The 23,659-nt window shown below is 61.2% G+C and carries 24 protein-coding genes and 1 pseudogene; 10 read left to right on the top strand and 15 right to left on the bottom strand.

All coding sequences use genetic code 11. The features are described from left to right. Window positions 1-82: 82 nt before the first annotated feature. A complete protein-coding gene (locus FZ934_RS07625) occupies window positions 83-1,618 on the top strand; it encodes a sensor histidine kinase (RefSeq protein ID WP_153270569.1) in 1,536 nt (511 codons plus the stop codon). 7 nt (window positions 1,619-1,625) lie between these two features. Here the strand turns inward: FZ934_RS07625 and FZ934_RS07630 are convergent, their stop codons facing one another. From FZ934_RS07630 to cobT, 3 genes are all read right to left on the bottom strand, one after another. Continuing rightward, the gene (locus FZ934_RS07630) at window positions 1,626-2,705 is read right to left on the bottom strand and encodes a hypothetical protein (protein WP_153270570.1); all 1,080 of its coding nucleotides are present in this window, start codon (window positions 2,703-2,705) and stop codon (window positions 1,626-1,628) included. Window positions 2,706-2,813: 108 nt separating this feature from the next. Next, the gene (locus tag FZ934_RS07635) at window positions 2,814-3,194 is read right to left on the bottom strand and encodes a diacylglycerol kinase (RefSeq protein ID WP_153270571.1); all 381 of its coding nucleotides are present in this window, start codon (window positions 3,192-3,194) and stop codon (window positions 2,814-2,816) included. A 123-nt stretch (window positions 3,195-3,317) separates the two neighbouring features. Beyond that, window positions 3,318-4,334, bottom strand: a complete 1,017-nt coding sequence (gene cobT / locus FZ934_RS07640; protein WP_153270572.1) for a nicotinate-nucleotide--dimethylbenzimidazole phosphoribosyltransferase — start codon at window positions 4,332-4,334, stop codon at window positions 3,318-3,320. A gap of 131 nt (window positions 4,335-4,465) precedes the next feature. On the opposite strand from cobT, the gene FZ934_RS07645 reads away from it, so the two are divergent. The 4 genes from FZ934_RS07645 to FZ934_RS07660 all read left to right on the top strand — a co-directional run bounded on the left by FZ934_RS07645 (window position 4,466) and on the right by FZ934_RS07660 (window position 7,819). Beyond that, entirely contained in the window at window positions 4,466-5,248 is a 783-nt protein-coding gene (locus FZ934_RS07645; RefSeq protein ID WP_153270573.1) for an adenosylcobinamide-GDP ribazoletransferase, read from the top strand. Between the two features lie 19 nt (window positions 5,249-5,267). Next, the gene (locus FZ934_RS07650) at window positions 5,268-5,456 is read left to right on the top strand and encodes a DUF1289 domain-containing protein (RefSeq protein WP_153270574.1); all 189 of its coding nucleotides are present in this window, start codon (window positions 5,268-5,270) and stop codon (window positions 5,454-5,456) included. Next, window positions 5,453-6,154 carry a TIGR02281 family clan AA aspartic protease gene (locus tag FZ934_RS07655; protein WP_153270575.1) on the top strand — a complete coding sequence of 234 codons (702 nt, stop codon included), beginning with the start codon at window positions 5,453-5,455 and terminating at the stop codon, window positions 6,152-6,154. The genes FZ934_RS07650 and FZ934_RS07655 overlap by 4 nt, the downstream gene beginning before the upstream one ends. A gap of 201 nt (window positions 6,155-6,355) precedes the next feature. Beyond that, window positions 6,356-7,819 (top strand): glycosyltransferase family 39 protein, encoded by a 1,464-nt coding sequence (locus FZ934_RS07660; protein ID WP_153270576.1) that lies wholly within the window; start codon window positions 6,356-6,358, stop codon window positions 7,817-7,819. A gap of 62 nt (window positions 7,820-7,881) precedes the next feature. Here the strand turns inward: FZ934_RS07660 and FZ934_RS07665 are convergent, their stop codons facing one another. From FZ934_RS07665 to FZ934_RS07700, 9 genes are all read right to left on the bottom strand, one after another. Continuing rightward, entirely contained in the window at window positions 7,882-8,643 is a 762-nt protein-coding gene (locus FZ934_RS07665) for an ABC transporter permease (protein ID WP_113365162.1), read from the bottom strand. Then, window positions 8,640-9,566: an ABC transporter ATP-binding protein gene (locus FZ934_RS07670; protein WP_153270577.1), complete on the bottom strand. Its 927-nt coding sequence runs from the start codon at window positions 9,564-9,566 to the stop codon at window positions 8,640-8,642. The genes FZ934_RS07665 and FZ934_RS07670 overlap by 4 nt, the downstream gene beginning before the upstream one ends. A gap of 168 nt (window positions 9,567-9,734) precedes the next feature. Beyond that, a complete protein-coding gene (locus FZ934_RS07675; RefSeq protein ID WP_153270578.1) occupies window positions 9,735-11,036 on the bottom strand; it encodes an extensin-like domain-containing protein in 1,302 nt (433 codons plus the stop codon). Window positions 11,037-11,195: 159 nt separating this feature from the next. After that, window positions 11,196-12,599, bottom strand: coding sequence for a pyridoxal phosphate-dependent decarboxylase family protein (locus FZ934_RS07680; protein ID WP_153270579.1), 1,404 nt, complete (start codon window positions 12,597-12,599; stop codon window positions 11,196-11,198). 136 nt (window positions 12,600-12,735) lie between these two features. After that, window positions 12,736-12,969, bottom strand: a complete 234-nt coding sequence (locus FZ934_RS07685) for a hypothetical protein (RefSeq protein WP_153270580.1) — start codon at window positions 12,967-12,969, stop codon at window positions 12,736-12,738. A 141-nt stretch (window positions 12,970-13,110) separates the two neighbouring features. Then, window positions 13,111-13,269: a hypothetical protein gene (locus FZ934_RS27760; RefSeq protein ID WP_194273767.1), complete on the bottom strand. Its 159-nt coding sequence runs from the start codon at window positions 13,267-13,269 to the stop codon at window positions 13,111-13,113. A 131-nt stretch (window positions 13,270-13,400) separates the two neighbouring features. Then, a complete protein-coding gene (locus FZ934_RS07690; RefSeq protein WP_153270581.1) occupies window positions 13,401-15,062 on the bottom strand; it encodes an alpha/beta hydrolase in 1,662 nt (553 codons plus the stop codon). Window positions 15,063-15,095: 33 nt separating this feature from the next. Continuing rightward, on the bottom strand, window positions 15,096-16,115 hold the full coding sequence (locus tag FZ934_RS07695) for a linear amide C-N hydrolase (RefSeq protein WP_432443615.1): 1,020 nt from the start codon (window positions 16,113-16,115) through the stop codon (window positions 15,096-15,098). Window positions 16,116-16,201: 86 nt separating this feature from the next. Continuing rightward, the gene (locus tag FZ934_RS07700) at window positions 16,202-17,032 is read right to left on the bottom strand and encodes a hypothetical protein (protein ID WP_246737852.1); all 831 of its coding nucleotides are present in this window, start codon (window positions 17,030-17,032) and stop codon (window positions 16,202-16,204) included. Window positions 17,033-17,272: 240 nt separating this feature from the next. Here FZ934_RS07700 and FZ934_RS07705 point away from each other — a divergent pair, with 240 nt between their 5' ends. From FZ934_RS07705 to FZ934_RS07720, 4 genes are all read left to right on the top strand, one after another. Continuing rightward, a complete protein-coding gene (locus FZ934_RS07705; RefSeq protein ID WP_113365169.1) occupies window positions 17,273-17,659 on the top strand; it encodes an acyl-CoA thioesterase in 387 nt (128 codons plus the stop codon). A gap of 3 nt (window positions 17,660-17,662) precedes the next feature. Further along, complete coding sequence (locus FZ934_RS07710; protein WP_153270583.1) at window positions 17,663-18,250, top strand: hypothetical protein; 588 nt, start codon at window positions 17,663-17,665, stop codon at window positions 18,248-18,250. 70 nt (window positions 18,251-18,320) lie between these two features. Then, window positions 18,321-18,767 (top strand): SRPBCC family protein, encoded by a 447-nt coding sequence (locus FZ934_RS07715; protein WP_113365171.1) that lies wholly within the window; start codon window positions 18,321-18,323, stop codon window positions 18,765-18,767. Continuing rightward, on the top strand, window positions 18,760-19,092 hold the full coding sequence (locus FZ934_RS07720) for an ArsR/SmtB family transcription factor (RefSeq protein WP_281409932.1): 333 nt from the start codon (window positions 18,760-18,762) through the stop codon (window positions 19,090-19,092). Before FZ934_RS07715 ends, FZ934_RS07720 begins: the two co-directional genes overlap by 8 nt. Before the next feature lies 1 nt (window position 19,093). Here FZ934_RS07720 and FZ934_RS07725 read toward each other — a convergent pair whose 3' ends face one another. From FZ934_RS07725 to FZ934_RS07735, 3 genes and pseudogenes are all read right to left on the bottom strand, one after another. Further along, complete coding sequence (locus FZ934_RS07725; protein WP_153270585.1) at window positions 19,094-20,266, bottom strand: DUF1501 domain-containing protein; 1,173 nt, start codon at window positions 20,264-20,266, stop codon at window positions 19,094-19,096. 10 nt (window positions 20,267-20,276) lie between these two features. Then, a pseudogene (locus FZ934_RS07730) lies at window positions 20,277-21,760 on the bottom strand (DUF1800 domain-containing protein). A gap of 111 nt (window positions 21,761-21,871) precedes the next feature. Further along, window positions 21,872-22,225, bottom strand: a complete 354-nt coding sequence (locus FZ934_RS07735) for a DMT family protein (protein ID WP_113365175.1) — start codon at window positions 22,223-22,225, stop codon at window positions 21,872-21,874. Between the two features lie 219 nt (window positions 22,226-22,444). Between FZ934_RS07735 and FZ934_RS07740 the strand changes: the two genes are divergently transcribed. Continuing rightward, window positions 22,445-23,656, top strand: a complete 1,212-nt coding sequence (locus tag FZ934_RS07740; RefSeq protein WP_153270587.1) for an MFS transporter — start codon at window positions 22,445-22,447, stop codon at window positions 23,654-23,656. Window positions 23,657-23,659: the final 3 nt, after the last annotated feature.

Raw genomic sequence — 23,659 nt, forward strand, 5'->3', positions numbered from 1 at the left:
TCCTTGGCGAAATTGGCAAACAACTTCTTAAGAATTGCGCAGTACGGTGTAGGCACGCAGGGTTCAAGTTCCAACGTGCAAAATGAGTAACGGCGTCAGCACATCGACGGACAAGAATATCGTCGACAAATCTCGAAGCCACCGCAACAAGCCTGTTTCCCGGGCTGTGCGGCAGACTCGCGAACGCCTGCAATCCAGCCACGCTCCAAGCGGTGCATTTGATCGCGACGTGCTTGCGCGATATGTCAGCGCCGTCCTTCAAGGCGCGTCTATCACACCTCTCTTCGTCGTCATAGCTGCAGCGCTTGGGACCTATATCACCGAGAATACCCAGATCTTTCTCTGGGCGCTGCTGACATTGACGGCGCATGCCGCGAACGTGTTCCTGGCGCGACGCGCTCGCAAGCAGGAGATAACCGCCGTGAGCGCCCGGAGCTGGCGCCGCGCGCTGCTGCTCGGTCAGCTCATGATCGGCTGCTGCTGGGCCATCTTCGCGATGCAGGATTGCTCTGCCTGTGACCCGGCCAGTTTCGTTCTCTACAAGGGCGCGACCCTGCTGATCGCCCTGTCCGTCACTGCCATGTGGAATTTCATGCTGACGCCGTCGGTGCTCGTCACCTTCGCGCCTGTCGTGATCGGGCTTGCGACCAAGGCAGCATTCTCCCGCGAGATTCTGGAAATCAGCCTGACCGCCACCTTCACGACGACGGTCGTCTTCTTCAGTTTCATCAGCGACAGGCTGTTTCAGTCGAACCTCAAGATCCTCGCCTATCAATCCGAGAAGGACGACCTGATCGCCGAGCTCGAGGTTGCGAAATCGATGTCCGACGAGGCACGCCGGCGAGCCGAAGAGGCCAATCTGGCCAAATCACGGTTCCTCGCGTCCATGTCCCACGAACTGCGAACGCCGCTGAATGCCATTCTCGGCTTCTCGGAAGTGATGTCCGCGGAAGTGATGGGACCGCTGAACAACCCGACCTACAAGGAATACGCCGACGACATCCATCGCTCGGGCCAGCATCTCCTGAACCTGATCAACGAGATCCTCGACCTTTCTCGCATCGAGGCCGGCAAGTACGAGCTGAACGAGGAAGCGATCTCCCTCCTCGACATTTCCGAGGATTGCATCGGCATGGTCCAGCTGCGTGCGCGAGGAAAGAACATCTCAATCAGCCAACAGTTCGAACCGGAACTCCCGACCGTTTGGGCCGACGAGAAATCGATGCGGCAGGTGGTCCTCAATCTTCTGTCGAATGCCGTGAAGTTCACGCCGCAGGGCGGCGAGGTTCACGTCAAGGTCGGCTGGACCGCCGGCGGCGGCCAGTACATCTCGATCAAGGACAACGGCCCCGGAATTCCGGAAGAGGAGATACCGGTCGTCCTCTCCGCCTTCGGCCAGGGCTCGATCGCCATCAAGAGTGCGGAACAAGGGACCGGCCTTGGCCTGCCGATCGTCCAGGCGATCCTGTCCAAGCACGACGGCCAGTTCATCCTGAAGTCTAAGCTGCGCGAGGGCACCGAAGTCATCGCGATCCTGCCAGCCAGGCGCGTGCTGCAGACCGTTCCCGCCGTCGAGGAGGCACCCGTCGTTTCCCGCCGACGGAAGAGCTTCGCCTGACCTCGACTTACTTCACGATCTGTTGAAAATCCTTGTCCGCGACAAAGTCCTGCAGATCATTGTCGTCGCTCTCGGGATCCGTCAGCTCCAGAAGCCGGAATTTGTAATTGTGATTGAGTTGCACGGCTCTGCGAGCCGCACTCAGCACGGCGTTTCGCGCTTGTCGCAGCTCGCGCGTGGCGGCGCCTTCGCCGACCAACTCGTGATGTTTCTGGCCGTAGGCCGCAGCCATCAGATACCAGTAGCGCGCAAGATTTGCGGCCGGCGTTTCGGCAAGCGTATTGCCGATGTCGATCGCCTCGGCATAACCGCCCTCGCGGTATAGAAGGCTGAATATCACGTCCAGGCTGTCGTCGATCGATATTTCGGACGCGGTCGAGGTGTAAGCCAGCGACGGTCCTCCAGCTTTTTCCGCCAAGCGCGCTGCCGCCTCGCGCACTTTCGGCACACCGACTTGCAATCGCATTTCACCGGGCTCGGACTGCAGCACTCTTTCCGCATACTGGAACAGCGGCGACAGGTATATGCGAGTATAGAGATAGAAGAAGATGAAGCCTGCCACCAGTCCGGACACCAGAAGGAAGGGACCGATCGCCGGCAGCGTTGTCGCCTTGCTAAGCGAGGCAGGCATATTGCTTTCGAGAAACCCGCTGAAATCCACGAAGCGATCGTCCAGGGAACCAATCTGCGTCAGCCCCACCCCGACGAGCATCGTCGTCAACCACTCCGAAACGCGTTCAAGGTTGGTGTTGGAACTAAGCAGGCGCTCACCTTTCCCGGCGAGCCGCGTAGCCGGAAAGTCCGGATCCCCAGGCGCGGCAACAATCGCAACCTGATTGTCCTTGGTCATGATCCTCGGCACGGAAAACAGAAATCCGAGAAAGCCGCCAGCGGACATCCCCGCAAAAACGACAAGCCCGCCAACGCCACTTGCCGCAACCCAACCACTGAATTGAGAGAGAACGAGCAGAAACAGAATGAAGGCAACCGATATTCCGCCCACGACCACAAGCACAAGGGCCGGTCTACTGCGCTTCTTCTCCTCCTGCCGCCACTGCCACCATCTGAGATGCGACGACATATTCATGACTATTTCCCCACCGTTGACCCAACGGTAGGTAATCACAGTGTGAACACACCTTCAAGGTGCACTATTTAGGTAAGCAACCATAGAGTGCGAATGGTTGTATCGCCATTATCCGAGCAGCAGATGCTTGCCGATCGTAAACATCAAAAACAGCCCGCACGCCGCAAGCATGCACAAAACCGCAAACGATCCGAGATCCTTCGCATGTTTGCCGACCATGGAGATCTCGGGCGATATCCGGTCGATGACTTCTTCAATGGCCGTGTTGAGGGCCTCGATCGCAAACAGCGCCAGAAACAGCACGACGGCGATCATCAGTTCGGAAAGCGTCGCCCCGACGGCGAGCAGCAGAATGATGGAAACCGCGAAGAACAGCAGTTCCTGGCGAAACGCTGCTTCCTTGATCAGCCGACGAAAGCCGCCGAGCGAATAGCCGGCGGCGGCAAAGAAGTGGCTGAAGCCGGTCAGCTTCGTTACGGCGGGTTTCATCAAGCGGCCTCATTCGTCAAGTCGATGGCGGCGCCTTCGGCCGCCATGTTTCAGAAGATGCGAATACCGTTAACCGACCCGTACCGCAAGGCTCCGTCACAAAACTGTCACGGACACCGATGCTCAGTGCTTGTTCGTCACGCCTGCCTGGGCAAAGGTCGCCATGCCGGAATGGCATGCCGCAGCGGCCTTGACGATACCGGCCGCCAGCGCAGCACCGGTGCCTTCGCCAAGGCGCATACCGAGGGCGAGCAACGGCGTTTTTCCGAGCATCTCGATGGCGCGCAGGTGGCCGGGCTCACCGGAGACATGGCCGATGAGGCAGTGGTCGAGCGCAGACGGGTTGGCGGCCTTGAGGATTGCGCCGGCAGCCGTCGCGACGTAGCCGTCGATCAGCACAGGAATCCGCTCGACGCGTGCGGCAAGGATGGCGCCGGCCATGGCAGCGATCTCTCTGCCGCCAAGGCGGCGCATGATCTCGAGCGGATCGTGCAGGTGGTCGCGATGCAGCGCCACGGCCTTCTCGACGGCCGCGATCTTCCGCTCCAGCATCTCGCCTTCGGAGCCGGTGCCCGGTCCGACCCAGTCACGGGCGGAACCGCCGTAGAGCGCATAGTTGATCGCTGCGGCGATCGTCGTATTGCCGATGCCCATTTCGCCGATGCAAAGCAGGTCCGTACCGCCGGCAATCGCCTCCATGCCGAAGGCCATCGTCGCGGCACAGTCGCGTTCGGAAAGCGCGGCTTCCTCGGTAATGTCTCCGGTCGGATAGTCGAGCGCCAGATCGAAGACCTTCAGGCCGAGATCGTAGGCAACGCAGATCTGGTTGATCGCTGCACCGCCCGCTGCGAAGTTCTCCACCATCTGCTGGGTGACGGACGGCGGGAAAGGCGTGATCCCCTGCCTCACGACACCATGATTGCCCGCAAAGATCGCCACCAGCGGCCGGTTGACCGCAGGTGCGCGGCCGGTCCATGCCGCAAGCCAGAAGGCGATTTCTTCAAGGCGACCGAGCGCGCCCGGCGGCTTTGTCAGCTGCGCATCGCGTTCGCGCGCAGCAACCAATGCGGCGGCATCCGGTCCCGGCAGCTCGCGCAGCAATGCCCGGAAATCGTCGAACGGCAGGCCTGAAACGCTCATGAATGCGGCTTCCTTGTCTCTAACTTGTATTTTCGCTGCAAATCAGCTTCTTTCGTGGCCACTCTCTTAAAGGCAGCAGCTCAGGCGAACAACTGCAAAAGCGCTGCAATATGGTCGCGGAGCAAGCCTGCATGAACATCGGAAACTACGGGGCGGATATCGCCCGGGCGATCGGTTTCCTCAGCCGAATTCCGATGCCGCGGGCGGCGTTCGCAGGCTATGACGGCAAGCTCGACCGTGTTGCACGCGCCTTTCCCGTCGCGGGCGTGATCATTGCCCTTCCGCCGGCTCTGGTGTTTTTCCTGATGCTGTCCCTGCACGGTGACAGGCTGATGTCGGCACTGGTGGCATTGTCCGTTCTGTGCATTCTGACAGGCGCATTGCACGAAGACGGCTTGGCCGATTGCGCCGACGGCATTGGCGGCGGTCGCGATCGTGAACACAGCCTGTCGATCATGAAGGACAGCAGGATCGGCACTTACGGCGCAATTTCTCTCGTTCTGTCATTTTCGCTTCGCGCTGCCGCGCTCGCAGCCGTCGCGCGCGCGGAGGCGCCCATTGCCGCCGCGCTTGCCCTGCCCGCTGCCGCCTGCATCAGCCGCAGCGCCCTCGTTTGGCACTGGTATCGTCTGCCGCCGGCAAAGCCCGATGGTGTTGCCGCCGCCTCCGGCCAGCCGAACGAAAGCGCCATGCAGATCGCCGTCGTGTCGGGCTGCCTGCTTGCGGGCCTCCTCATCTGGCCGAGCCTCGGCCTCCTGCCCCTCGTCTGCGCTGTTCTTGCGGCAGGCGTGAGCACTGTCGTTTTCACGACCTACACCCGCAAGCGCCTGCTCGGCCACACCGGCGACACGCTCGGCGCAACCGCACAGATTTCCGAGATCGCCTGCCTCTGCGCCCTTGCCATGGCCTTGTGAAACAACGATAAAGCTCGTCATGCGCACGCCCTGCATCAACGTATGCTCTATCGATCCCGCCAATGGTTTCTGCGTTGGCTGCGGCCGCACGCTTGACGAAATCGCAGGCTGGATGTCGCTCAGTGAGGAGCAACGCGATACGATCATGACGTTGCTGCCGCAGCGGCTCCGTCGCACGAGTGCGACAGCCCTGGAGCATCGTGCATGAGCCGTATGGTTGTCCTTCTCGCGGTACTCGGCATCGGCCTGGCTGTCCTGCTTTTCAATCACGATAACGCACGCATCATGGGCATGCGGACCGACGATTTCGGACGCGTGGCCTACCTGCTGCCGATTGCCCTTATGCTGGCGGCCGGCATCTGGTCCAGGCGGATCAGCGCTGGCGAAACACTCCGCAACATCATGATCTGGCTGGTCCTGATCCTCGGGCTCGCGACAGTCTACCTCTACAGGCAGGAAGCGTCGGGCGTAGGCAACCGCCTCCTCGCCGGCCTCGTTCCCGGCCGTGCCGTCGTGGTAACGACAAGCGAAGGCGGCAAGGAGGTCATTCTCCACAAGCTCTTGAACGGCCATTTCGAGGCCGAAGTGATGGTCAACGGCCAGTCGATACCCATGCTGGTCGACACTGGCGCGAGCATGATCGCCCTGTCGCGTGAAGATGCCGAACGCGTTGGTATCATCCCTGAGAACCTGACCTATTCCATGTCCGTGATGACCGCCAACGGTCGCGCCAGTGCCGCACCTGTTACCCTTGCCGAGGTCTCGATCGGCCCGATCGTGCGCAACAATGTCGTGGCCAGCGTTGCCGAGGACGGCAAGCTCGATCAGAGCCTTCTCGGCATGAGTTTTCTGGAAACCCTGGGGTCGCTGCAGATGCAGACGGACGAACTGCGGATGCGCGATTAGTCGGCCATAAGGTGCGAATTCCGGTTCGGCACGATCAACGAAAATGAACGAGCGACGCAAAATCTGATGGGGTTTTCCGGCATCAGTGGTCGCAAATCGTCCATCTGACGGCCTCCGTCGGTTGCTCCCGATGCTTTCATAAGCAATGTTGCGGGCTCGGATTCACCGATCCGTTCGGATCAGGATGCCTGGGAAAACAATTTGACTGATATCAGCAGCCAAGCGGAACGTCCGTGGCACCGCCGCCTGGACGTAACGATCTCGCTTCCAATGGCCATGCTTGCAAGCTACTTTGCATTGGCCCTGATCGCACGTCTGTTGCGCGGCAACGACCTTTCCGCCGACGAAAACCAGCTGGCATTCCTGTCGCAATTCATGTGGCTGGGTTACGGCAACCAGCCGCCGTTCTACAACTGGCTCGCCTGGATCTCGACCCATGCGTTCGGCACGTCGATCCTATCGCTGTCGTTGCTCAAGGACCTGCTGCTCTTTCTAAGCTGTCTCTGTCTTGGCGTGGCAACGCGAGTTGCCACGGAACGCAAGGAATGCGCAGAGCTTGCCGCCATAGGTGCCGTGACACTGCCGGCGGTTTTTCTCCTCTCCCAGCGCGACCTGACGCATACAGTCGGTGCCTTTCTGGCCGTCGCGCTGTTTCTTCTCTGTCTCTTTTCTGCCCTCAAGCGTCCGACCGCGTTGAACTACGCTCTTGTCGGGCTTACGGCCGGGATCGGCTTTCTTGCCAAGTATAATTTTGCGGTTCTCCCGATCGCAGCGGGGATTGCGCTGCTGCTGGACAAGGACTGGCGTGCCCGCGCGCTCGACTGGCGCGTGGCGATTACCGTCGTCGTCGGGCTTGCTGTCGTCGCCCCGCATCTGAACTGGGTTCACGATAATTTCGGCATGGCAACAGGCGCAACCGTGGAGGAGATGCAGGAAGCCGCAAGCGGATCGCTTCCCAAATGGTTGACGGCCGCGGCCGCCCTCCTGCTTTCCGTGGTCAAATGCTCCGCGATCACGCTCGCGCTTTTCGCGCTGGCCTACAGGAGCCAGCTTGCCGATATCGTCAGGGCCGAGAGCAAGTGGACGCGCCTGACCGGGCGCATGCTTCTGATATCGCTGCTGCTGGTCTTCGTCGTGCTGATCGCCGTCGATGCGACGACCGTGCGCCCGAAATGGCTGGCGATCTATTTTCTGCTTCTGCCCGTCTATCTCGCCTGCAAGGTTGCCGCGGCCAACGTCCGATCGGAAAAGGCCACACGGCAGTTCACCCTGGTATCGGCGGGGATCGTCATGTCGTTCCTCGTCGTGATCCTCATCGGCGAACTGACGGAGCCGTTGCGCGGCAAGGATGACGACAACTCGGCGCCCTACGCTGCCCTCGCCTCCCAGGCACGTGCCGCCGTCTTGACCGACGCCACCGTCATTCTTGCAGAGAACGTACCGCTCGCCGGAAACCTCAAGATATGGCTTCCGAACGCTCTTGTCGTGACACCGGATACCGCCGCCATTGTCGGCGCCCACCCCGCCATTGTCGTCTGGCAGGCGGACAAGAGCGGTGAGCAGCCGGCATGGACAACGGAATGGATGGAGCGGTCGAACCTGCTCGACATCCACTCCACAACCGACGGCAACTTCCGTCTGGCCGTGCGCTCCTCGGCTCCGTGATCTCCAGGGTCAGGCGCCTCCGCCTGATCCCCCGGGGTCAGGCACCGGTGCCTGACCTTACCTCAGTTGCGCAGACGATATCCGGTCTTGAACATCCAGCCGAGCGTCCCCAGGCACAAGGCCAGGAAGATCGAGATCATCCCGAGGCTGACCAGCGGGTTGACGTCGGCGATGCCGTAAAAGCTCCAGCGGAAACCGCTGACGAGATAGAGCACTGGATTGAAATGGCTGACGGCCTGCCAGAATGGCGGCAGCATGTTGATCGAGTAAAAGCTGCCACCAAGGAACGTCAGCGGTGGGACGACCAGCATCGGGATAAGGTTGAGCTGCTCGAAGTTGCTGGCCCAGATGCCGATCATGAAGCCGAACAGGCTGAAGGTGATCGCCGTCAGCAGGAAGAACAGCACCATCATGAACGGGTGCTCGATCCGGACATCGACGAAGATATTCGCCGTCAGAAGGATGATCACGCCGATCATCAGCCCCTTCGTGGCAGCAGCCCCGACATAGCCCAGCAAGATCTCGGTCATGGCGACCGGTGCCGACAGGACCTCGTAGATCGTCCCGGTAAACTTCGGAAAATAGATGCCGAACGAGCCGTTGCTGATGCACTGGCCGAGCAGCGTCAGCATGATGAGCCCCGGCGTGATGAAGGCGCCGTAGGATACCCCCTCGACCTCCTGGATCCTCGAGCCGACCGCTGCCCCGAAGACGATGAAATAGAGCGATGTCGAAATGACGGGCGAGACGACGCTCTGAAGCAGCGTGCGGCGGGTCCGCGCCATTTCGAAGAAGTAGATGGACTTGATGGCCTCGAAGTTCATTTTGCCCCTCCCACGAGCGCCACGAAAATGTCCTCGAGCGAGGTCTGCTGTGTGGACAGGTCCTTGAAATGGATGTTGTGCTGGCCGAGCCGCGTCAGCAGCGCCGCGATGCTTTCCTGTTCGTTCTGCGAGTCGAAATCATAGACGAGCCGGCTTCCATCATCGGAGAGCGACAGACCGTTTCCGGCAAACTCCGGCGGCAAGACTGGCAACGGCTCGCTGAGTTCGAGGATCAACTGCTTGCGCCCGAGCTTCCTCATCAGCGTGCTCTTCTCCTCCACCAGCAGGAGCTTGCCGCCATTGATGACGCCGACGCGATCGGCTATCTCTTCCGCCTCTTCGATGTAGTGCGTCGTCAGGATGATCGTGACGCCTGCCCGGCGCAGCGTCGCCACGACCTCCCACATGTCCTTGCGCAACGCGACGTCGACCCCGGCTGTCGGCTCATCGAGGAAAAGCACCATCGGCTCGTGCGACAGGGCCTTGGCGATCAGCACGCGCCGCTTCATGCCGCCGGAAAGCTGCCGAAGCGTGTTGTCCTTCTTGTCCCAGAGCGAGAGATCGCGCAGCACCTTCTCGATATGGGCGGGATTGGCCTTCTTGCCGTGCAATCCCCGCGAAAAGCTCACCGTATTCCAGACGGTCTCGAACTGGTCCGTGGTCAATTCCTGCGGAACGAGACCGATCATCGATCGCGTCAGCCGGAAGTCCTTCACGACATCCTTGCCGTCGACGAGGACATGGCCGCCACTTGGGTTGGCAATGCCGCAGACGATCGAAATCAGCGTCGTCTTGCCGGCACCGTTCGGGCCGAGCAGCGCGAGGATTTCCCCGCGTTCTACATCGAGATCGATACCTTTTAGTGCCTGGAAGCCATTTGCGTATGTCTTGGTGAGATCACGGATGGAAATGATTGGGGCCATAGGGCTTTTTTCTAGGTTAGCGCGGAATTACTCGCGCTATATAGCCGCCGCGAGCACGTTTGACATCCTGTAACGCGCGAACAGAGTATTCGTATTCACGAAACGCTGAAAGAACGAAAGATTCTACTCTTCCTTCGTTCTATGCATTGGGGGTTGGCCGGATCGCGATTAGTCGCAGTAGGCCTTGCCGCTCTGGCGTGCCCGCAGGTCGAAATGGAAATGGTTCCAGTGCTCCGGGTTGCTGCCCGGGCCGAGAACGGTGTTGAAATATTTGCAGCTGTCGCTGCGAACCGCCTTCAGCAATCGCCCCTCGCGGAAGGAGAAAAGCCCCTTCTTGCGGACATCGATCTCGTGGCCGCTCTTCAGGACGAACTTGCCGACGTCGATCGCGTTTCCGCGCGCATGTTCGGACATCGGATTGTATTTCTGGCGGCTGTTGTTCATGCGCCGGCAGCTGTATCCGCCAAGCGGCTGGATCGTCTTGATGCCGGACCAGTAGCGGAAGCGCGCTGACGGTGCGAGCTCGTTCTTGACCCACTTCGCAAAGGCAAGCGTCACCTGGCAGTTGAGCACGACTGCCGGCTTGACGGCGATATTGCCCGACAGGCCCTGCAGCGAAACCGGGTACGGAACCTGGCAGGCCGGTCCCTGGGAGATCGGCGGCTTGTCGGTGAAGACGACGCCCATGCGCTTCAGCTCGCGGCGGCATGCAAGCTCGGAGCTCGGCATCACGCCGGGATCGACCGGCGCCGGAGTGCTCATCATCGGATTGTTGGGGCGCAGCATCGCCACCTCAGTCTCGTTTTCCTCCGGAACCCTGGCCGGAGCGACGACTGGTCGTCCGTCACCCCAGGAAGGGGCCGCGCTCATCGCCGCTTCGCTGGCTGGCCGCGGAGCCCGCGTCCGATTTATCTGCGTCGGACTATCCGTCCCGATGCCGTCCACGACCGGTTGATCGGATTGACCTTCGGCGATCTGCTGTTCTTCCTCGGCGGCAAGCCCGGTGACTGGTTCAGCGCCGAGTTCCGCGTCCATGTTGACGCCGCCCGCCGGAACAGCAAGCTGTTGCGTGCCGCCCCACGTCTGCGGCTGTCCTGAGAACTGGCCGGCCATGCCGCGAGCACCGGCAGAGGCTTCATCGCTGCCAATGCGTGGCAGCGCTTGTGACGCCGGCATCGGCTGCGCCATCCGCGCCGAATGCCCGGTGCCCGCGAGATTGGGCGTATTGAGATAATCGACGGATTGCGAGGTATCGCGGACGGGCTGCGTGGAAACGGGATATGCCGGCTGAACGTCAGCGCTCGGCATCTGGACCGGCGCCGCATAATGCTTCTGGGGAGCAATGGAACTCACCTTCATGCCGCTGTCGACATCGCCGGGAGGTACGAGCCCGTCCGTGGAACAGGTCGTCAATGCTGTCGAAAGCAGCACTGGCAGCAAGGAACGCCGCAGATGGGAAACAAACGCCATACTCTCATCGCTTCCGGGTATCGGCAGTGACCAAAAGACTTCACCCGAAATTTAGTAAAAAACGGTGAACGAAAACTTACCCGCCGGAGCCGATGACATTTCCCCAAGAAGTCGTGGCGTCGAATGCTGGCTCTGCCGATGCTGCAGCGTCGGGCCCGTTCACCCGTGTCGGACCGCACGATAGGCACTGATGATTGCCTCTGCCGCCTTCTCCGCTTCCGACATATCGGTTTGATAATTGCTTACCGACAGCCGCATGATCTGTCGTCCGCGCCACGTCGCACCACCTGCGAAGATACGGCCAACCCGCTGCAGCTCGGCGATCGTCTCCGTTGTCAATGCGTCGGCCTGCTCTGCCGGCAAATCGGTACCGAATCGGACAATGGCCTGATTCAGGACAACGCTGTTGCCGATCGCTATGCCGGGCTCCGAAGCGAGCGCCGTCGCGATCCTCTGGGCAGCATCGCAGCAGCGATCGACCAAGGCTTCGATACCGGATCGGCCAAGGTGTCGGATCATGGCCCAGGTGGAAAATCCGCGCGCGCGCCGCGAGAGTTCGGGAACATAGTGCGAGGGATCACGCTCGCCCTCGCGCGCGAACGGAAGATAACTGGCGGCAATCGTCATGGCGCGCCGGTGAGCGAGTTCATTGCGGATGATCGCATAGCCACAGTCATAAGGCGTCTGCAGCCACTTGTGGCCGTCGGTCGCCCAGCTGTCCGCAAGCGCCGCACCATCCGTGAGATGGCGGCGGCGCGCCGACGCCTGCGCCCATAGACCAAACGCACCGTCGACGTGAACCCAGGCTCCCTTGGTCTTCGCCATCGGAATCAGCTGCGCAAAATCATCGCAATGGCCTGTATTGATCTGCCCTGCCTGAAGAATTGCGATACAGGGCCCCGCCACTCCCGCAATCGCCTCACCGAAGGCATCGGGCTTTATCCGCCCCTGTTCGTCGGTCGCGATCCTGACAACGCGATCATGACCAAGCCCCAGAAACTGCAGGGCGGAAAAGACCGTCGTATGCGCGTCGTCGCCGATCAGGATGCTGATCGGCGGTGCCCCGAACAGGCCGAGCGCATCGGCATCCCAACCTGCCTGCATCAGAACCTCGCCCCTGGCGGCCGCCAGACACGTGAAATTCGCAACCGTCGCGCCGGTGACGAAGCCGACGGAACAGGACAGCGGCAGGCCAAGCAATTCCAGCAGCCAGCGACTGGCGATGGTCTCGACGGCGGCGGCAGCCGGCGTAGCGGTGTGATTGCCGGTGTTCTGTCCCCAGGCGCTGGTCAAAATGTCGGCGGCCACACCCATCGGATGCGAGCCGCCGATGACCCACCCGAAAAATCGTGGCCCGGTCATGGCGTGAAGGCCGGGTTCGGCCCGGGTGACGAGGTCATCGAGAACGGTTTCCGCCGGTGTCGCCCCCTCGGGAAGCGTCTCGGAAAAATCGGCGAGCGCCCCCGCATAATCCGTGCGGGGGCGCTGCGGCCCTTCCGCGACGTGGTCGCGAAAGCGTGCAGCGTGATTGGCGGCCTTCGAAAAAAGTTCCCTGTTGTCCACCGCATCTGCCTCCCGGCGGGCAGCGAACCCGCACAATCTGATGTCGGATATCTGGATCAGGAAACGATAGCGGCAACGCCCGGCCTGAGCCAGACGCCAAAGGGAGGTACAGTGAAGATAGCAGTATGCCGGCGGCTCAGCCGGCGAAGCGTACCGATGTCGGGCGCGACACCTTGATCTCGTGGGTCCGAACGCTGTCGCGGCTATAGATCTCGTTCATGATCTTGGCGACTTCGTTGGCGTAGCCTTCCGTCAGGCCGTGCATGATCTGGCCGCCGAATGACGCCGGCTCTTCAGTCTGATTGTCCCAAACCATCCACATATCCAGCGGATCACAGATGGTATCGTAACGCGGGCTGTAATTACTCATAAACTCGATGCCTTGACTATGCCCGACACATAGCGCGCGCCTGTTAACGCGAGCTTGCACAGACCCGTCATTTCATAGGGGCGAAATCTTGCATCGTCTACCGGCACCGCGAGAGAGGTGAGCCACATGCTTAACACTCGCTCATCGCGGCGGCACGCTGCCGGTGACAATCCTGTCGGTCTTGGAAAGATCCATCTGCGGCCAATTGGACGCAGTTTCGTTCGCCGGACGGCTACCGATCGCAAGAATCGTGATCAGGCCGGCCACAATGGCAGAAAGGAGCAAGCCGCTATAGGTCATGTTCAAACCTCGAAAATGTGGTTTCCCAGCCACTGCGGCGCAAACTGATACGCGAGCCTAAATGAAAGCCTAAGGAACGTGGTTAACCCACACCAATATCCACATTCGGAACATGAGATTGGTGGTCACCGTCAGTCCTGAGATGCGTTCGCCTCCTCCTTCGCCTCGAAAAAGCGCTTCAGTTCATCGACCTGTCCCGCGGTGATGGCGGGATTGGTCACAGCAACCCAGGCGTCGATGTAATGCTGAGGCGCGTAGACATGCCCGTAGCCAATAGGCGACGTAGTCGCGATCGCCATGTCGAACAACAATTGCAGCATCGTCAGCGCGGGAAGCCAAGTGAGGCTCGGCGTCACATCAGGGCCGCGCGGCGCCTTCATCCAGTCCGGCTCCCGGTAAAACGAATGCGCATCGAAGAAGGTAACGGGATCACTGGCGTATTGCAGATAGACGATCCGTATCGGCCCCCAGATAGCTCCGGGGATATCGAGAGCATTGTTCTGGTTGGTAAAGCGGATGATCGAGCCGTCACGGAAGCGTGGCAGCCAGGCAGGCGATTGTGGATCCCGCGCTGCCGTCACAGCGCGCCACGTCGCGCTCTCGAAAGGCGGGCCGCTCCACAGCGCCCCCTGAAACGGATCGGCGACGATGTCGAAGATATCGGCCGATATCTGCGAGTTGAGCGCGCCGAGGCTGAGGCCATGCAGATAGAGCTTCGGTCGCTTGTCGCGCGGCAGGCTGGTCCAGTAGCGATAGACCTCGCGAAACAGCGCCCGGGCAGAGTCGGCGCCGTATTCGGGCTCCACCAGCAGTGAAAGCCAGCTCGTAAGGTACGAGTATTGCAGACCGACGCTGGCGACATCGCCGTGGTGCAGATATTCGAGCGTATCCAGCGCGGCCGGATCGATCCACCCGGTCCCCGTCGGCGCGATAATCACAAGCAGCGAACGATCAAAGGCCCCCACTCGCTTCATTTCCTCCAGCGCGAGCTTCGCCCGGGCCTCGATCGTGTCGGCATTGTTCAGGCCGACATAGACCCGCACCGGTTCTTTGGCTGCGGACTTCCAGAAGGCTCCGATATCAGCAGCCGTCGGCCCGGATGCGATGAAGTGCCGCCCCTGGCGACCAAGTCCGTCCCAGGACACAAGCGAAGCCGCACTGCCGGTGTGCATGACGTCGGCGGGTACCGGAACGTCGTCCTCGACAAGCGCATCGACCTTGCGGAAAGACGAGTCGGCAAGGTGCAGCGCCCCTCGCAGCAACACGCCCTCAACCACCGACCAGAAGAGAAGAACCGCAAGAAGGCCGCCGACCACATTCGAGACGCGACGGGGAACGAAGCGGTTCAGCAGCTTCGAGATCGATGAAACCGTCAACTCAAAGAGCCGCCCCACAAGGATCGCGACGACGAAGACGACAGCCGCGACAGCTGCCAGCTTTGTCGGTTCGGCGGTATCCAGCGGCGGCATATGCCAGAGCTCGCGGATCGAGTTCTGCCAGGCGGCGGCCCTCCACAGGAAGCCGACGGACACCAGCAAGCCGCCGGCGAAAACGACGCTTTTCAGCGTCAGCAATCTGGTTCTCGCCGCCGGCAGTTCGAGATATTGCCAGAGCCAGGTCAGCACCACTCCGAAGAAATAGCCGACCGCAGCACTGATGCCCGACAGCGCTCCCTGCACGATAAAGGATCGCGGCATCAGGCTTGGTGTCAGCGATGCCGCGAAGAATGCGAAGCCGGCCGCGATCCCCACGACCGACAGCGAGCCGATGAACCCTCCGAGAAGGCGTTTCATGGAAGTCCTCTCAGGCTACGTCACTCGATCTGCCTAGTGCAGTCCGAGGAAAATGAACGGCTTCGCTTCCTTGAAATCCTTGGTGGCGTCGCCGGAATAGGTGTGATCCTGGTTTTCGCCGAGGTCGAGACGTTTGACCTTGCCTGTCTCCTTGGAGAAATCGATGGTCTTCAGGTCCACCCAGAAGGTGTTCGGCGTCAGCGCCGACTCGAAGAAATAGAGCTTGCGCTTGTGATCGAAGACCGTGCGCCAGCGCGTGGACGAGATGTTGGGTTCGTCGGGCGTGTTCAATCCAAAGGGAACCGAGGCATTTCTGATGACGCTGAACACGCTGGCGAGAGCGCGGTTCGGATCTTCGTCCTTCGGGATCGCGTTGATGTAGAAGGAGGCCCGGGCGAACCGATCGGAAGCCCGGTTCGTGCCGGGAAGCATGACGGTGCCGCCGATCTGCTTCCAGTAGGAATTGAGCGCGAGTTGCTGCTCGAAGATCGGCGAGTTCGTCATCACCTGATATTTGCGGTCGTGATGAATGACCTGCTTGCCCTTGACGTATTCGACGATGGCACTGTCGCCCGTCGCGTCCGACATCGAGAGATGCAGCGTCGTCAACCGGTTTTCACCCGGAACATTATCCGTGACGACAGTGAAAGGCTCCTTTTCAAGCGCCTTGACCGCTTCGTCGACGGTCGCGAAATTGTCGAGAACGTATTGCGCCCAGGCGGCTATCGTCAGTCCCGGCTTGCTGTCCTTGCCGAACGGCGGGTATTCGGATTCCACCAGCCACAGAAGATTGACATTGAGGCCTGCGTCATTGACCCCGTCAGTGGTCGAGACGTCATAACCGGTCGCAACCACGCTTCCGTATTTTGCGGTCCACTTGATGGAGTTCGGCCCTGCCTCGCCGCTTCGCTCGATACCGCGCGGCAGGATGTAGAGATTGGTCGCGACGTCGTTCTTCCAGTCCATGGACCGCGCCGTGATGATATTGTCGTTGGGCCCGAGATAGACAACGCGGGTGCAGGCTTCGGCCACCATCGGCCCGAGCGCCAGCATCGCGCCGAGCGACGCAGAAAGAAGCGACCGTAAAAAGGAATTCCTGACGAACAACATGAGCAACTCCAATCCGTGTTGGTTGACTGCTAGAAGCGCATCGAAAGCCCGATGACCGGCCCGTGCTGGCTCACGTCCCAGCGGAACTTGTTGGCGCCGGTAAAGTCGTCGTTCTCGTAATCCTGATAGAGCAGCCGGTAGCCGGCCCGCAGAATTGTCGGGTGTCCAAACATCATCGTGCGGTAGCCGAGATAGGCCTGCGCGTTGACGCTGACCTTCGAGCCGACGTCAAAACCGCCGACATCCGCCTCGGCAAACAGGTTCCATCGCTCGGTCAGGTCGGCATTCATGCGCAAGCCGACGAAAGGATCGGTCCAATCCGCACTCTTCTTGGTTCGCAGGCCGAAAGCCTGCACATCCGCCTTGAGTTCCGTCCAGCGAACACCTGCCGTCGGCTCGATCGACAGCGTGCGCGGCTTTCCGAACACGGTGTCACCGCCGAGTTGCTGTTCGTACGCCTTGTAAAAGGCGCCGGCCGAAAGGGTTGTGGTCGTTATATCAAGCCCGATTTCATGCGCGAACACGTCCTCGCTCTGGCTGGTCTTGACGTATTGCCCATCGAAATAGACGCCCCATTGGCCGTTCGTCAGCTCGATATTGCCCATCGCCACGAGATCGAGATGGTCGAATATCTCCGAGAATGGCACGTCGACATCGGTATCGAAACCGGCGAGAGAACCGCTTCCCTTGAGCGACGCGGCCCAGGCATAAGGGCTGACGATAACAGCCCACTCCCGTTCCGGCGCCATCCGCTCGGCATCAAAATCAGCCGCGTACGCGCCGAGGGGAGCAAATAGGACGGATAGAAGCATGACCAGAGGAAAAGCGGAGCGACAGGAGACAAGCATCGAAACCGGCATGCACAAACTCCGTTCCATCGTCTGGCCGCAGCTTACTATCGCAAGGCGCAAATTCAAGCGGGTTGCGCAAAACAAAACAAATGGTTGCACGGGCAACACACGGCTGATCCCAGCCATGTCCTCCACAGCTCCGCGGATCGGATGCGCACACATCCGGCTCCGCCTCAATTCGATTTGGAATTGCCGGCCAATAAGCTAGGCTCCGGCGGAATCGAGTACGCATCCAGATAGGAGTTCCGCATGACCGACAACGCCAAGCCGAACGGCGCCCTGACCCTTCGTACGGTCGCGATGCCCGCCGACGCCAATCCGGCGGGCGATATTTTCGGCGGCTGGGTCATGGCACAGATGGACCTTGCCTCGGGCATCATGGCATCCGAGCGCGCCAAGGGCCGCGTGGTGACCGCTGCCGTCAAGGAAATGGCCTTCGCCCTGCCGGTAAAGATCGGCGACACGCTCTCTGTCTATACGACGATCGAACGCGTCGGTCGCACCTCGATCACGCTCTCCGTCGAGGCATGGGCAACGCGCGCCCGCTACAACAACATGGAACGGGTGACGGCGGCGACCTTCATCATGGTTGCCCTTGACGAACAGGGCCAGCCGACGCCCGTTCCGGCGGAGTGACGCATGGAAGCCGTCAGCTCTCCCGAGGTCTTCCTCCACATCAAGGTCGTGATGGGAATGGTGATCTCGCTGAGCCTCGCACGGCTGCTGACGGGGATCGCCGGCATCATCCAGCACCCGGGAAAGGCCAGACCCTATGCCGTCCATCTCGGCTGGGCTGCCTCCATGTTCCTCTTCATCATCCATATCTGGTGGTGGGAGTATCGGCTGCAGGCGGTGCCGGTCCTGCATTTCGGCATCTACCTTTTCCTCGTCTCCTTCTGCTGCCTGTTCTTCATGCTCTGCGCCCTGCTCTTTCCCGCCTCGCTCGACGAATACGGCGGCTATGAGGAGTATTTCTATTCACGCCGGCGCTGGTTCTTTGGCACGCTCGCCATCACCTACGCCGTCGACATCATCGACACCGCGATCAAGGGTGCCGATCACATCCAGTCGATCGGCTGGGAGTACCCGGCGCGCAACATCATTTATGTGATCCTCTGCGTCGTCGCCGCCTGGACCGCCAACCGCCGTTTCCACATGGCCTTCGTCTGCCTCAATCTGCTCTATCAGATCAGCTTCATCTTCCGCATCTACGACGTCCTCGGATAAGAATGCGCAACTTTTTGGTTGCCATTAAGTCACCGAAGTGAGATAAAAAGGCAACCAGGAGGTTGCCGATATGTCTGATCGCATCGAGAAGGTTATAGAACTGAATGCACCTGTCGAACGCGTCTGGAAGGCCATTACCGATCATCGCGAATTCGGCGAATGGTTCCGGGTCCAGCTGGACGGTCCCTTCGTGCCGGGTGAGAACTCCACCGGCCACATGACCTATCCGGGCTACGAGCACATACAGTGGCAAGCGACCGTCAAGCGCATGGAGGAGCCTGAGCTGTTTTCCTTCACCTGGCATCCCTACGCGATCGACCCCGATGTCGACTATTCCGGCGAGCCACCGACCCTCGTCGAATTCCGCCTGGAACCGACGCCGTCGGGCTCTCGCCTGACGGTTACCGAGTCCGGCTTCGACAAGGTGCCCCCGCATCGCCGTGAGGAGGCCTTCCGGATGAACGATGGCGGCTGGGCCGCACAGATGAAAAACGTCAAGGAATACGTCGATCGATAACGTCGAACGTCACCGTGAAAACGCGGCGATCCTGTTCGCCGCTCTGGGAGACCCGACGCGCCTGTCACTGCTGACGACCCTCAGCGACGGGCGCGAACGCTCGATCGCGGGGCTCTCGGTCGGCACCGTCCTGACCCGGCAGGCCGTGACGAAACATCTACATGTGCTGGAACAGGCTGGCCTCGTGCGCTCCAGCAAGGTTGGGCGCGAAAGCCATTACGCCTTCCAGCCCGACCGGATCGGTGAAATGCGCGCCTATCTCGACAGCGTCTCACGACAATGGGACGACGCGCTCGAGCGCCTGCGCGCCTTCGTGGAACGGTAGATCACGCCCGCAGGAATTGCGATCCCTTGTCGAAGCTCACGCCCGGGAAGATCTTTGCCGTAAGGTCATCGGCGCTGACGTCGAATTGCCGGTTAAGCATCGCCGCAGCCAGTTCGCGCACGTCGGCGGTGGGCGCAAGGTCACGCGCATCGAGGAGCTGCGGCTCGGCGAGCCCCGGCCATCGCCCGAGCATACGCCCGCCATTGATGCCACCGCCGGCCAGAACCGCGCAGCCACCCGTGCCGTGGTCGGTACCGCCCGACCCATTCTCGCGCACGGTGCGCCCGAACTCAGTCATCGCCAGCACGACCGTCTTTGCCCATATGTCAGGGCCGAGTGTCGCCTTCAGCGTCGTGATCGCCTGAGCCAGATCCTGCACCGGTCGCTTGAACTGACCGACCTGCGCGACATGTGTATCCCAGCCCGTGATCGAGAAGCTCGCAATCCTGTAGTCGCCCTTCAGCATCTTGCCGGCGAGGGCCGCGATATCGGCGATCTTCTCGCCTCTCGGGCCATCGGGCTCGGTCATGACAGAGGCGGCATTGGCGCGCGTCGCTTCTTCCATGGCCTTGGCGAAAGCGGGATCGCCCGCATAGAGCCGCTTCAGAAACTGCATCTCGTCCTTGGCCGGCCCGAGATCGGAATCGGATGCCCAGACGTCGACATTGCTGGGTCCGGACAGGATGAGCTCGGTCGAGGTGTTGATGTCGATCGCCTTTCTCGCGTCCGAGCGGGGAATGACCGCCAATGCGCGGTTGAGCCAGCCGGTCTTTTCCTCCTGCACATGCTCCCCACCCGATTCCAGCATGTCCTGCCCGTCGAAATGGCTGCGCTGATCGCGGTATGGCGTCGAGACCGCCTGCACGAAAGCAAGCTCCCGGTTCTTCCAAAGCGGCAGCAGATCGGCCGCAACGGGATGCAGCCCGAAATGCCCGTCGAGATCGAGCAGGCCGGTATCAGGCGTCAGCGCAAGCGTCGGTCGCAGTGCCGAGAAGCCCGCCTCCCCATACGGCTGCACGAGCGCCAGACCGTCCATCGCGCCACGCAGCACGATCGTCACGAAACGGTTGTCGCCCGGCATGGCGGCGAAAGTAACGGGCGTGAAGATCGGCGCCGCGGCAAGGCAGCAGGCGGAAGCGAGAAACCCCCGGCGGGAAAGCACGACATTGGTCATCAGCTTGCTCCTATCGGCGATTGAATTCGGGCGACGCCAGTGCAAGCATCAGGCCGCTGATCTTGTTGGGGCTTGCCCGACGATACGGATCGTGTCGTCCCGGGCGGCATCGGCGAGCGTCGCCTTCAGGAATTCGCGAGGATCGAGACCCTCTCCGAATTGCGCGGTCGCGCGCCGTGCCCAGCGCAATCGCTCGGCAAGCTGGCTTGCCGTGATCCACGCGCCGAAGGACTCCTCGAAGCCCGCCGGGCTGGGCGGGAGCCAGATGGGTTGTCCCATGCGCCGCAGCGCGCCCTGCCCCAATGCCCGCGCGGTCTGGGCGGCCTTGCGGTTCGTGACCGCAGCCTGATCCCCATCAGCCATCATGGCCACATCGCCGTTTGATTTCGCGTTGTCTCCGGGATCACCCTGATTGGCTTCAAGAAACCGGCCGACAGTGCCGTCACCGGGACCCGCGTTCAGCGCCCGCAACCCCGCGACCACATAGTCGAAAGGCTGTCGCGCCTTGCTGCCGGGATTGTCCCAGGCAGCGGGATGCGCCAGCATCGCCGTATAAACGGCTGTCAGATTGCCGTCCGTCTTCTTCCACGCATCGGTCATGACTGTAATCACGCCATCCGGAGGATCGTCGGAGATGAAGTGGACGACGAGTTTGCGACAGATGTGCTGCGCCGTCTTCGGGTTCGCTGCAAGATCGTCGAGCAGCGAGAGATAGTCCCGCTCCGTTCTCTTCGGTCCGCCATAGCTGACGCCGAGAACCTTATGCGGCCCGGGCTCGGAGATACCGGGCCGAAACATCGCGTCCATGTCGCGGCGATCGATCGTCAACCCCGTCAGGACCATGGCTGCGGCACGAACGTCGGCCTGTGTGTAGCCGCTGCCCGCCCCAAGCGTATGTAGCTCAAGCAGTTCGCGCCCGAGATTTTCGTTGAGACCTTTCTTTTGCTGCATCCCGCCGCGCGAATCCGGCCCCAGCGATTGCGCCTGGTCGAGATAGATCAGCATCGCCGGATGCTCGGTCGCGCTGCGCAAGAGGACAGAGAACTGCCCAGAGATATGCGGACGGATCGCTTCCGCCTCATAGGCCGGCACGAGCAGGCGCATGGGCAGGCTCTTGTTGGCGCTGGTGGAAAAGTGGTTGGTCCAGAAGGTCGCCAGTCGCTCATGGAAGCCGTTCGGTGAGAGAACTGCCTGCAAAAGCCGCGCATTGGCGTCCTGTTGGAACCTCGCCTGCGCTTGTCGCTGCAGCACCTTGCGGCGCTCTCGACGCTGCTGGTCGTCATCGTCGCTCTGCCTGAGATCGCGAAGCTGCTGCTGAAGATCGGAGATTGCGGCTCGCCTCTCGTCGAGGCCGCCGACGGGAAAGGCGATAGGCCACTGCGTGGCCGCGCTCAGCTGGGCGAGCAGGGCATCCTGGCTCTGCACCGGTGCCTCGCCCGGACGCAGACCGTAGCCGAAGCGGATCGCCGCCATGGTTGGAACCGAAAGGCTCATGAGCCGTCACCTCCATATCGCTGGATGGTGACAGGCTCTCAACAAATATGTCGGAAATTGCGGCAATTTCCGAACATGGACAATTTGTAATTCTCTGGCGATTCCAGTCCGTTAGCCGCGGAAAATGAACGATGCGCCGACCGCGATCAAGGCAAAGCCGATCGCATGATTCCACGTCAGGCTCTCGCCCAGCCAGAATACCGAAAAGCCGGAGAAAACGAGAAGCGTGATGACTTCCTGCATCGTCTTCAGCTGCGCCGTCGAATAGACGGCCGAACCGATGCGGTTGGCCGGCACCGCGAGGCAATATTCGAAGAAGGCGATTGCCCAGCTGACGACGATGGCGACGAAAATCGCCGTGCCCTTGTGCTTGAGATGCCCGTACCAGGCAAAGGTCATGAAGATGTTGGACGCAAAGAGCATGACAACCGGCCAGACGGCGGCTGGGCTGATGGCAAAGGGCATGGGCGATTCCCGACGTTGAAACTGGCGGCAGCATGTATCGCCAAATTATCAGGCTTCAAGTGCCTATTCCGCCGCTCTCACACTTATCGAGAGGTGCCGCCCTGACAGCCGATCGGCGGCCGGAACAAATCGCGGACCCCGCCGTTCTGTGCAGCGCCGAGATATTTGGTGGCCACCGCCAGCCGAGGCTCAAGGAAACGTCAGTCCGCGGGGTCAAGCATGACATGCAATTCTCGAAAGGTGTCCGGCGGATCCCTGGTTGCGCTCGCCTCGCTCAATTTCTTCCTCGCGGATGCCCGTGATGGCCTTGGTCCGTTTCTCGACGGCTTCCTGGCGACCCACGGCTGGAGCCCCATGAGCCTTGGCATCGTCGCAACGCTGGGCGGCCTCCTGGGATTGGTCGCCACCCCGCTCTTCGGCGCGTTGGTTGACGGCTCACCGCACAAGCGGCTGCTCGTTGCGGTGCCGGTCGTGCTGATCACCGCAGCGGCGCTATGGACGCTGGCAAGCCCCGGCAACGCGGCGGTGTTTGGCGGGCAATCGATGACGGCGATCGTCGGCGCGGTCATCGGCCCGGCGCTGATGGGGCTGACACTCGGGCTCGTGGGCGAACAGGCATTTCCCAATCAGGTCTCCCGGAACGAATTCTGGAACCACACCGGCAACGTGTTTTCGCTTGCATGCATCTACATCGCCACGATTTTCTTCGGCTTGACCGGAGTGATCGCCATGATGATCCTTACAGCCGCGGCGACGCTTTTTGCCGTAGTGGCAATCGACCCACGGCAGATCGACGACAAGGTCGCGCGCGGACTCAAACCGGATGATGGCGTACCCGGCCCCTCCGGCATAGCAGCAATAACGCGCTCCCCGGGGCTGATCCTGCTTGCGATGACGCTTCTGATCTTTCATTTCGGCAACGCGCCGATGAGCCGGCTCATAGCACAGAACTTCTCGATCCAGCTCGGTACACCGTTTCGCACCACGGCGATCGTGACAGGCGTTTCCCAGCTATCGATGATCGGCGTGGCGCTCGCGGCTCCCTTCCTGATCAACAGATGGGGACTGGCGTCGGCGTTCGTCATCGCCCTGTGCGCCCTGCCGATCCGCGGCGCCATCGCCGGCGCGTTTCCGAGTTTTACATCCATCTACCCGGTTCAGTTTCTGGATGGCGTTGGCGCCGGCCTCATCGGTATTGCAACACCGATCGCGGCCGAGCGAATCCTCTCCGGAACCGGACGTTTCAATGCCGGTCTGGCCGTGGTGATGACCATCCAGGGCATCGGCGCATCGCTCAGCAACGTCGTCGCCGGATGGCTGACGAGCCTCGGAGGTTACGGCCTTGCCTATTGGGTTCACGGAGGGGTCGCAGTGCTGGCGCTGCTGTTATTCCTCCCCATGCGGCACCTCATCGCCCCGCACAGGACATAGCCT

The organism is Rhizobium grahamii, from assembly GCF_009498215.1.
Classification (GTDB): Bacteria; Pseudomonadota; Alphaproteobacteria; order Rhizobiales; family Rhizobiaceae; genus Rhizobium; species Rhizobium grahamii_A.

Coding starts and splice junctions, on each gene's coding strand:
- FZ934_RS07625 (WP_153270569.1), top strand. CDS start 83: ATGAGTAACGGCGTCAGCACATCGACGGACAAGAATATCGTCGACAAA.
- FZ934_RS07630 (WP_153270570.1), bottom strand. CDS start 2,705: ATGAATATGTCGTCGCATCTCAGATGGTGGCAGTGGCGGCAGGAGGAG.
- FZ934_RS07635 (WP_153270571.1), bottom strand. CDS start 3,194: ATGAAACCCGCCGTAACGAAGCTGACCGGCTTCAGCCACTTCTTTGCC.
- cobT (WP_153270572.1), bottom strand. CDS start 4,334: ATGAGCGTTTCAGGCCTGCCGTTCGACGATTTCCGGGCATTGCTGCGC.
- FZ934_RS07645 (WP_153270573.1), top strand. CDS start 4,466: ATGAACATCGGAAACTACGGGGCGGATATCGCCCGGGCGATCGGTTTC.
- FZ934_RS07650 (WP_153270574.1), top strand. CDS start 5,268: ATGCGCACGCCCTGCATCAACGTATGCTCTATCGATCCCGCCAATGGT.
- FZ934_RS07655 (WP_153270575.1), top strand. CDS start 5,453: ATGAGCCGTATGGTTGTCCTTCTCGCGGTACTCGGCATCGGCCTGGCT.
- FZ934_RS07665 (WP_113365162.1), bottom strand. CDS start 8,643: ATGAACTTCGAGGCCATCAAGTCCATCTACTTCTTCGAAATGGCGCGG.
- FZ934_RS07670 (WP_153270577.1), bottom strand. CDS start 9,566: ATGGCCCCAATCATTTCCATCCGTGATCTCACCAAGACATACGCAAAT.
- FZ934_RS07675 (WP_153270578.1), bottom strand. CDS start 11,036: ATGGCGTTTGTTTCCCATCTGCGGCGTTCCTTGCTGCCAGTGCTGCTT.
- FZ934_RS07685 (WP_153270580.1), bottom strand. CDS start 12,969: ATGAGTAATTACAGCCCGCGTTACGATACCATCTGTGATCCGCTGGAT.
- FZ934_RS27760 (WP_194273767.1), bottom strand. CDS start 13,269: ATGACCTATAGCGGCTTGCTCCTTTCTGCCATTGTGGCCGGCCTGATC.
- FZ934_RS07690 (WP_153270581.1), bottom strand. CDS start 15,062: ATGAAACGCCTTCTCGGAGGGTTCATCGGCTCGCTGTCGGTCGTGGGG.
- FZ934_RS07695 (WP_432443615.1), bottom strand. CDS start 16,115: ATGCTGGCGCTCGGGCCGATGGTGGCCGAAGCCTGCACCCGCGTTGTC.
- FZ934_RS07700 (WP_246737852.1), bottom strand. CDS start 17,032: ATGCCGGTTTCGATGCTTGTCTCCTGTCGCTCCGCTTTTCCTCTGGTC.
- FZ934_RS07705 (WP_113365169.1), top strand. CDS start 17,273: ATGACCGACAACGCCAAGCCGAACGGCGCCCTGACCCTTCGTACGGTC.
- FZ934_RS07710 (WP_153270583.1), top strand. CDS start 17,663: ATGGAAGCCGTCAGCTCTCCCGAGGTCTTCCTCCACATCAAGGTCGTG.
- FZ934_RS07715 (WP_113365171.1), top strand. CDS start 18,321: ATGTCTGATCGCATCGAGAAGGTTATAGAACTGAATGCACCTGTCGAA.
- FZ934_RS07725 (WP_153270585.1), bottom strand. CDS start 20,266: ATGACCAATGTCGTGCTTTCCCGCCGGGGGTTTCTCGCTTCCGCCTGC.
- FZ934_RS07735 (WP_113365175.1), bottom strand. CDS start 22,225: ATGCCCTTTGCCATCAGCCCAGCCGCCGTCTGGCCGGTTGTCATGCTC.
- FZ934_RS07740 (WP_153270587.1), top strand. CDS start 22,445: ATGACATGCAATTCTCGAAAGGTGTCCGGCGGATCCCTGGTTGCGCTC.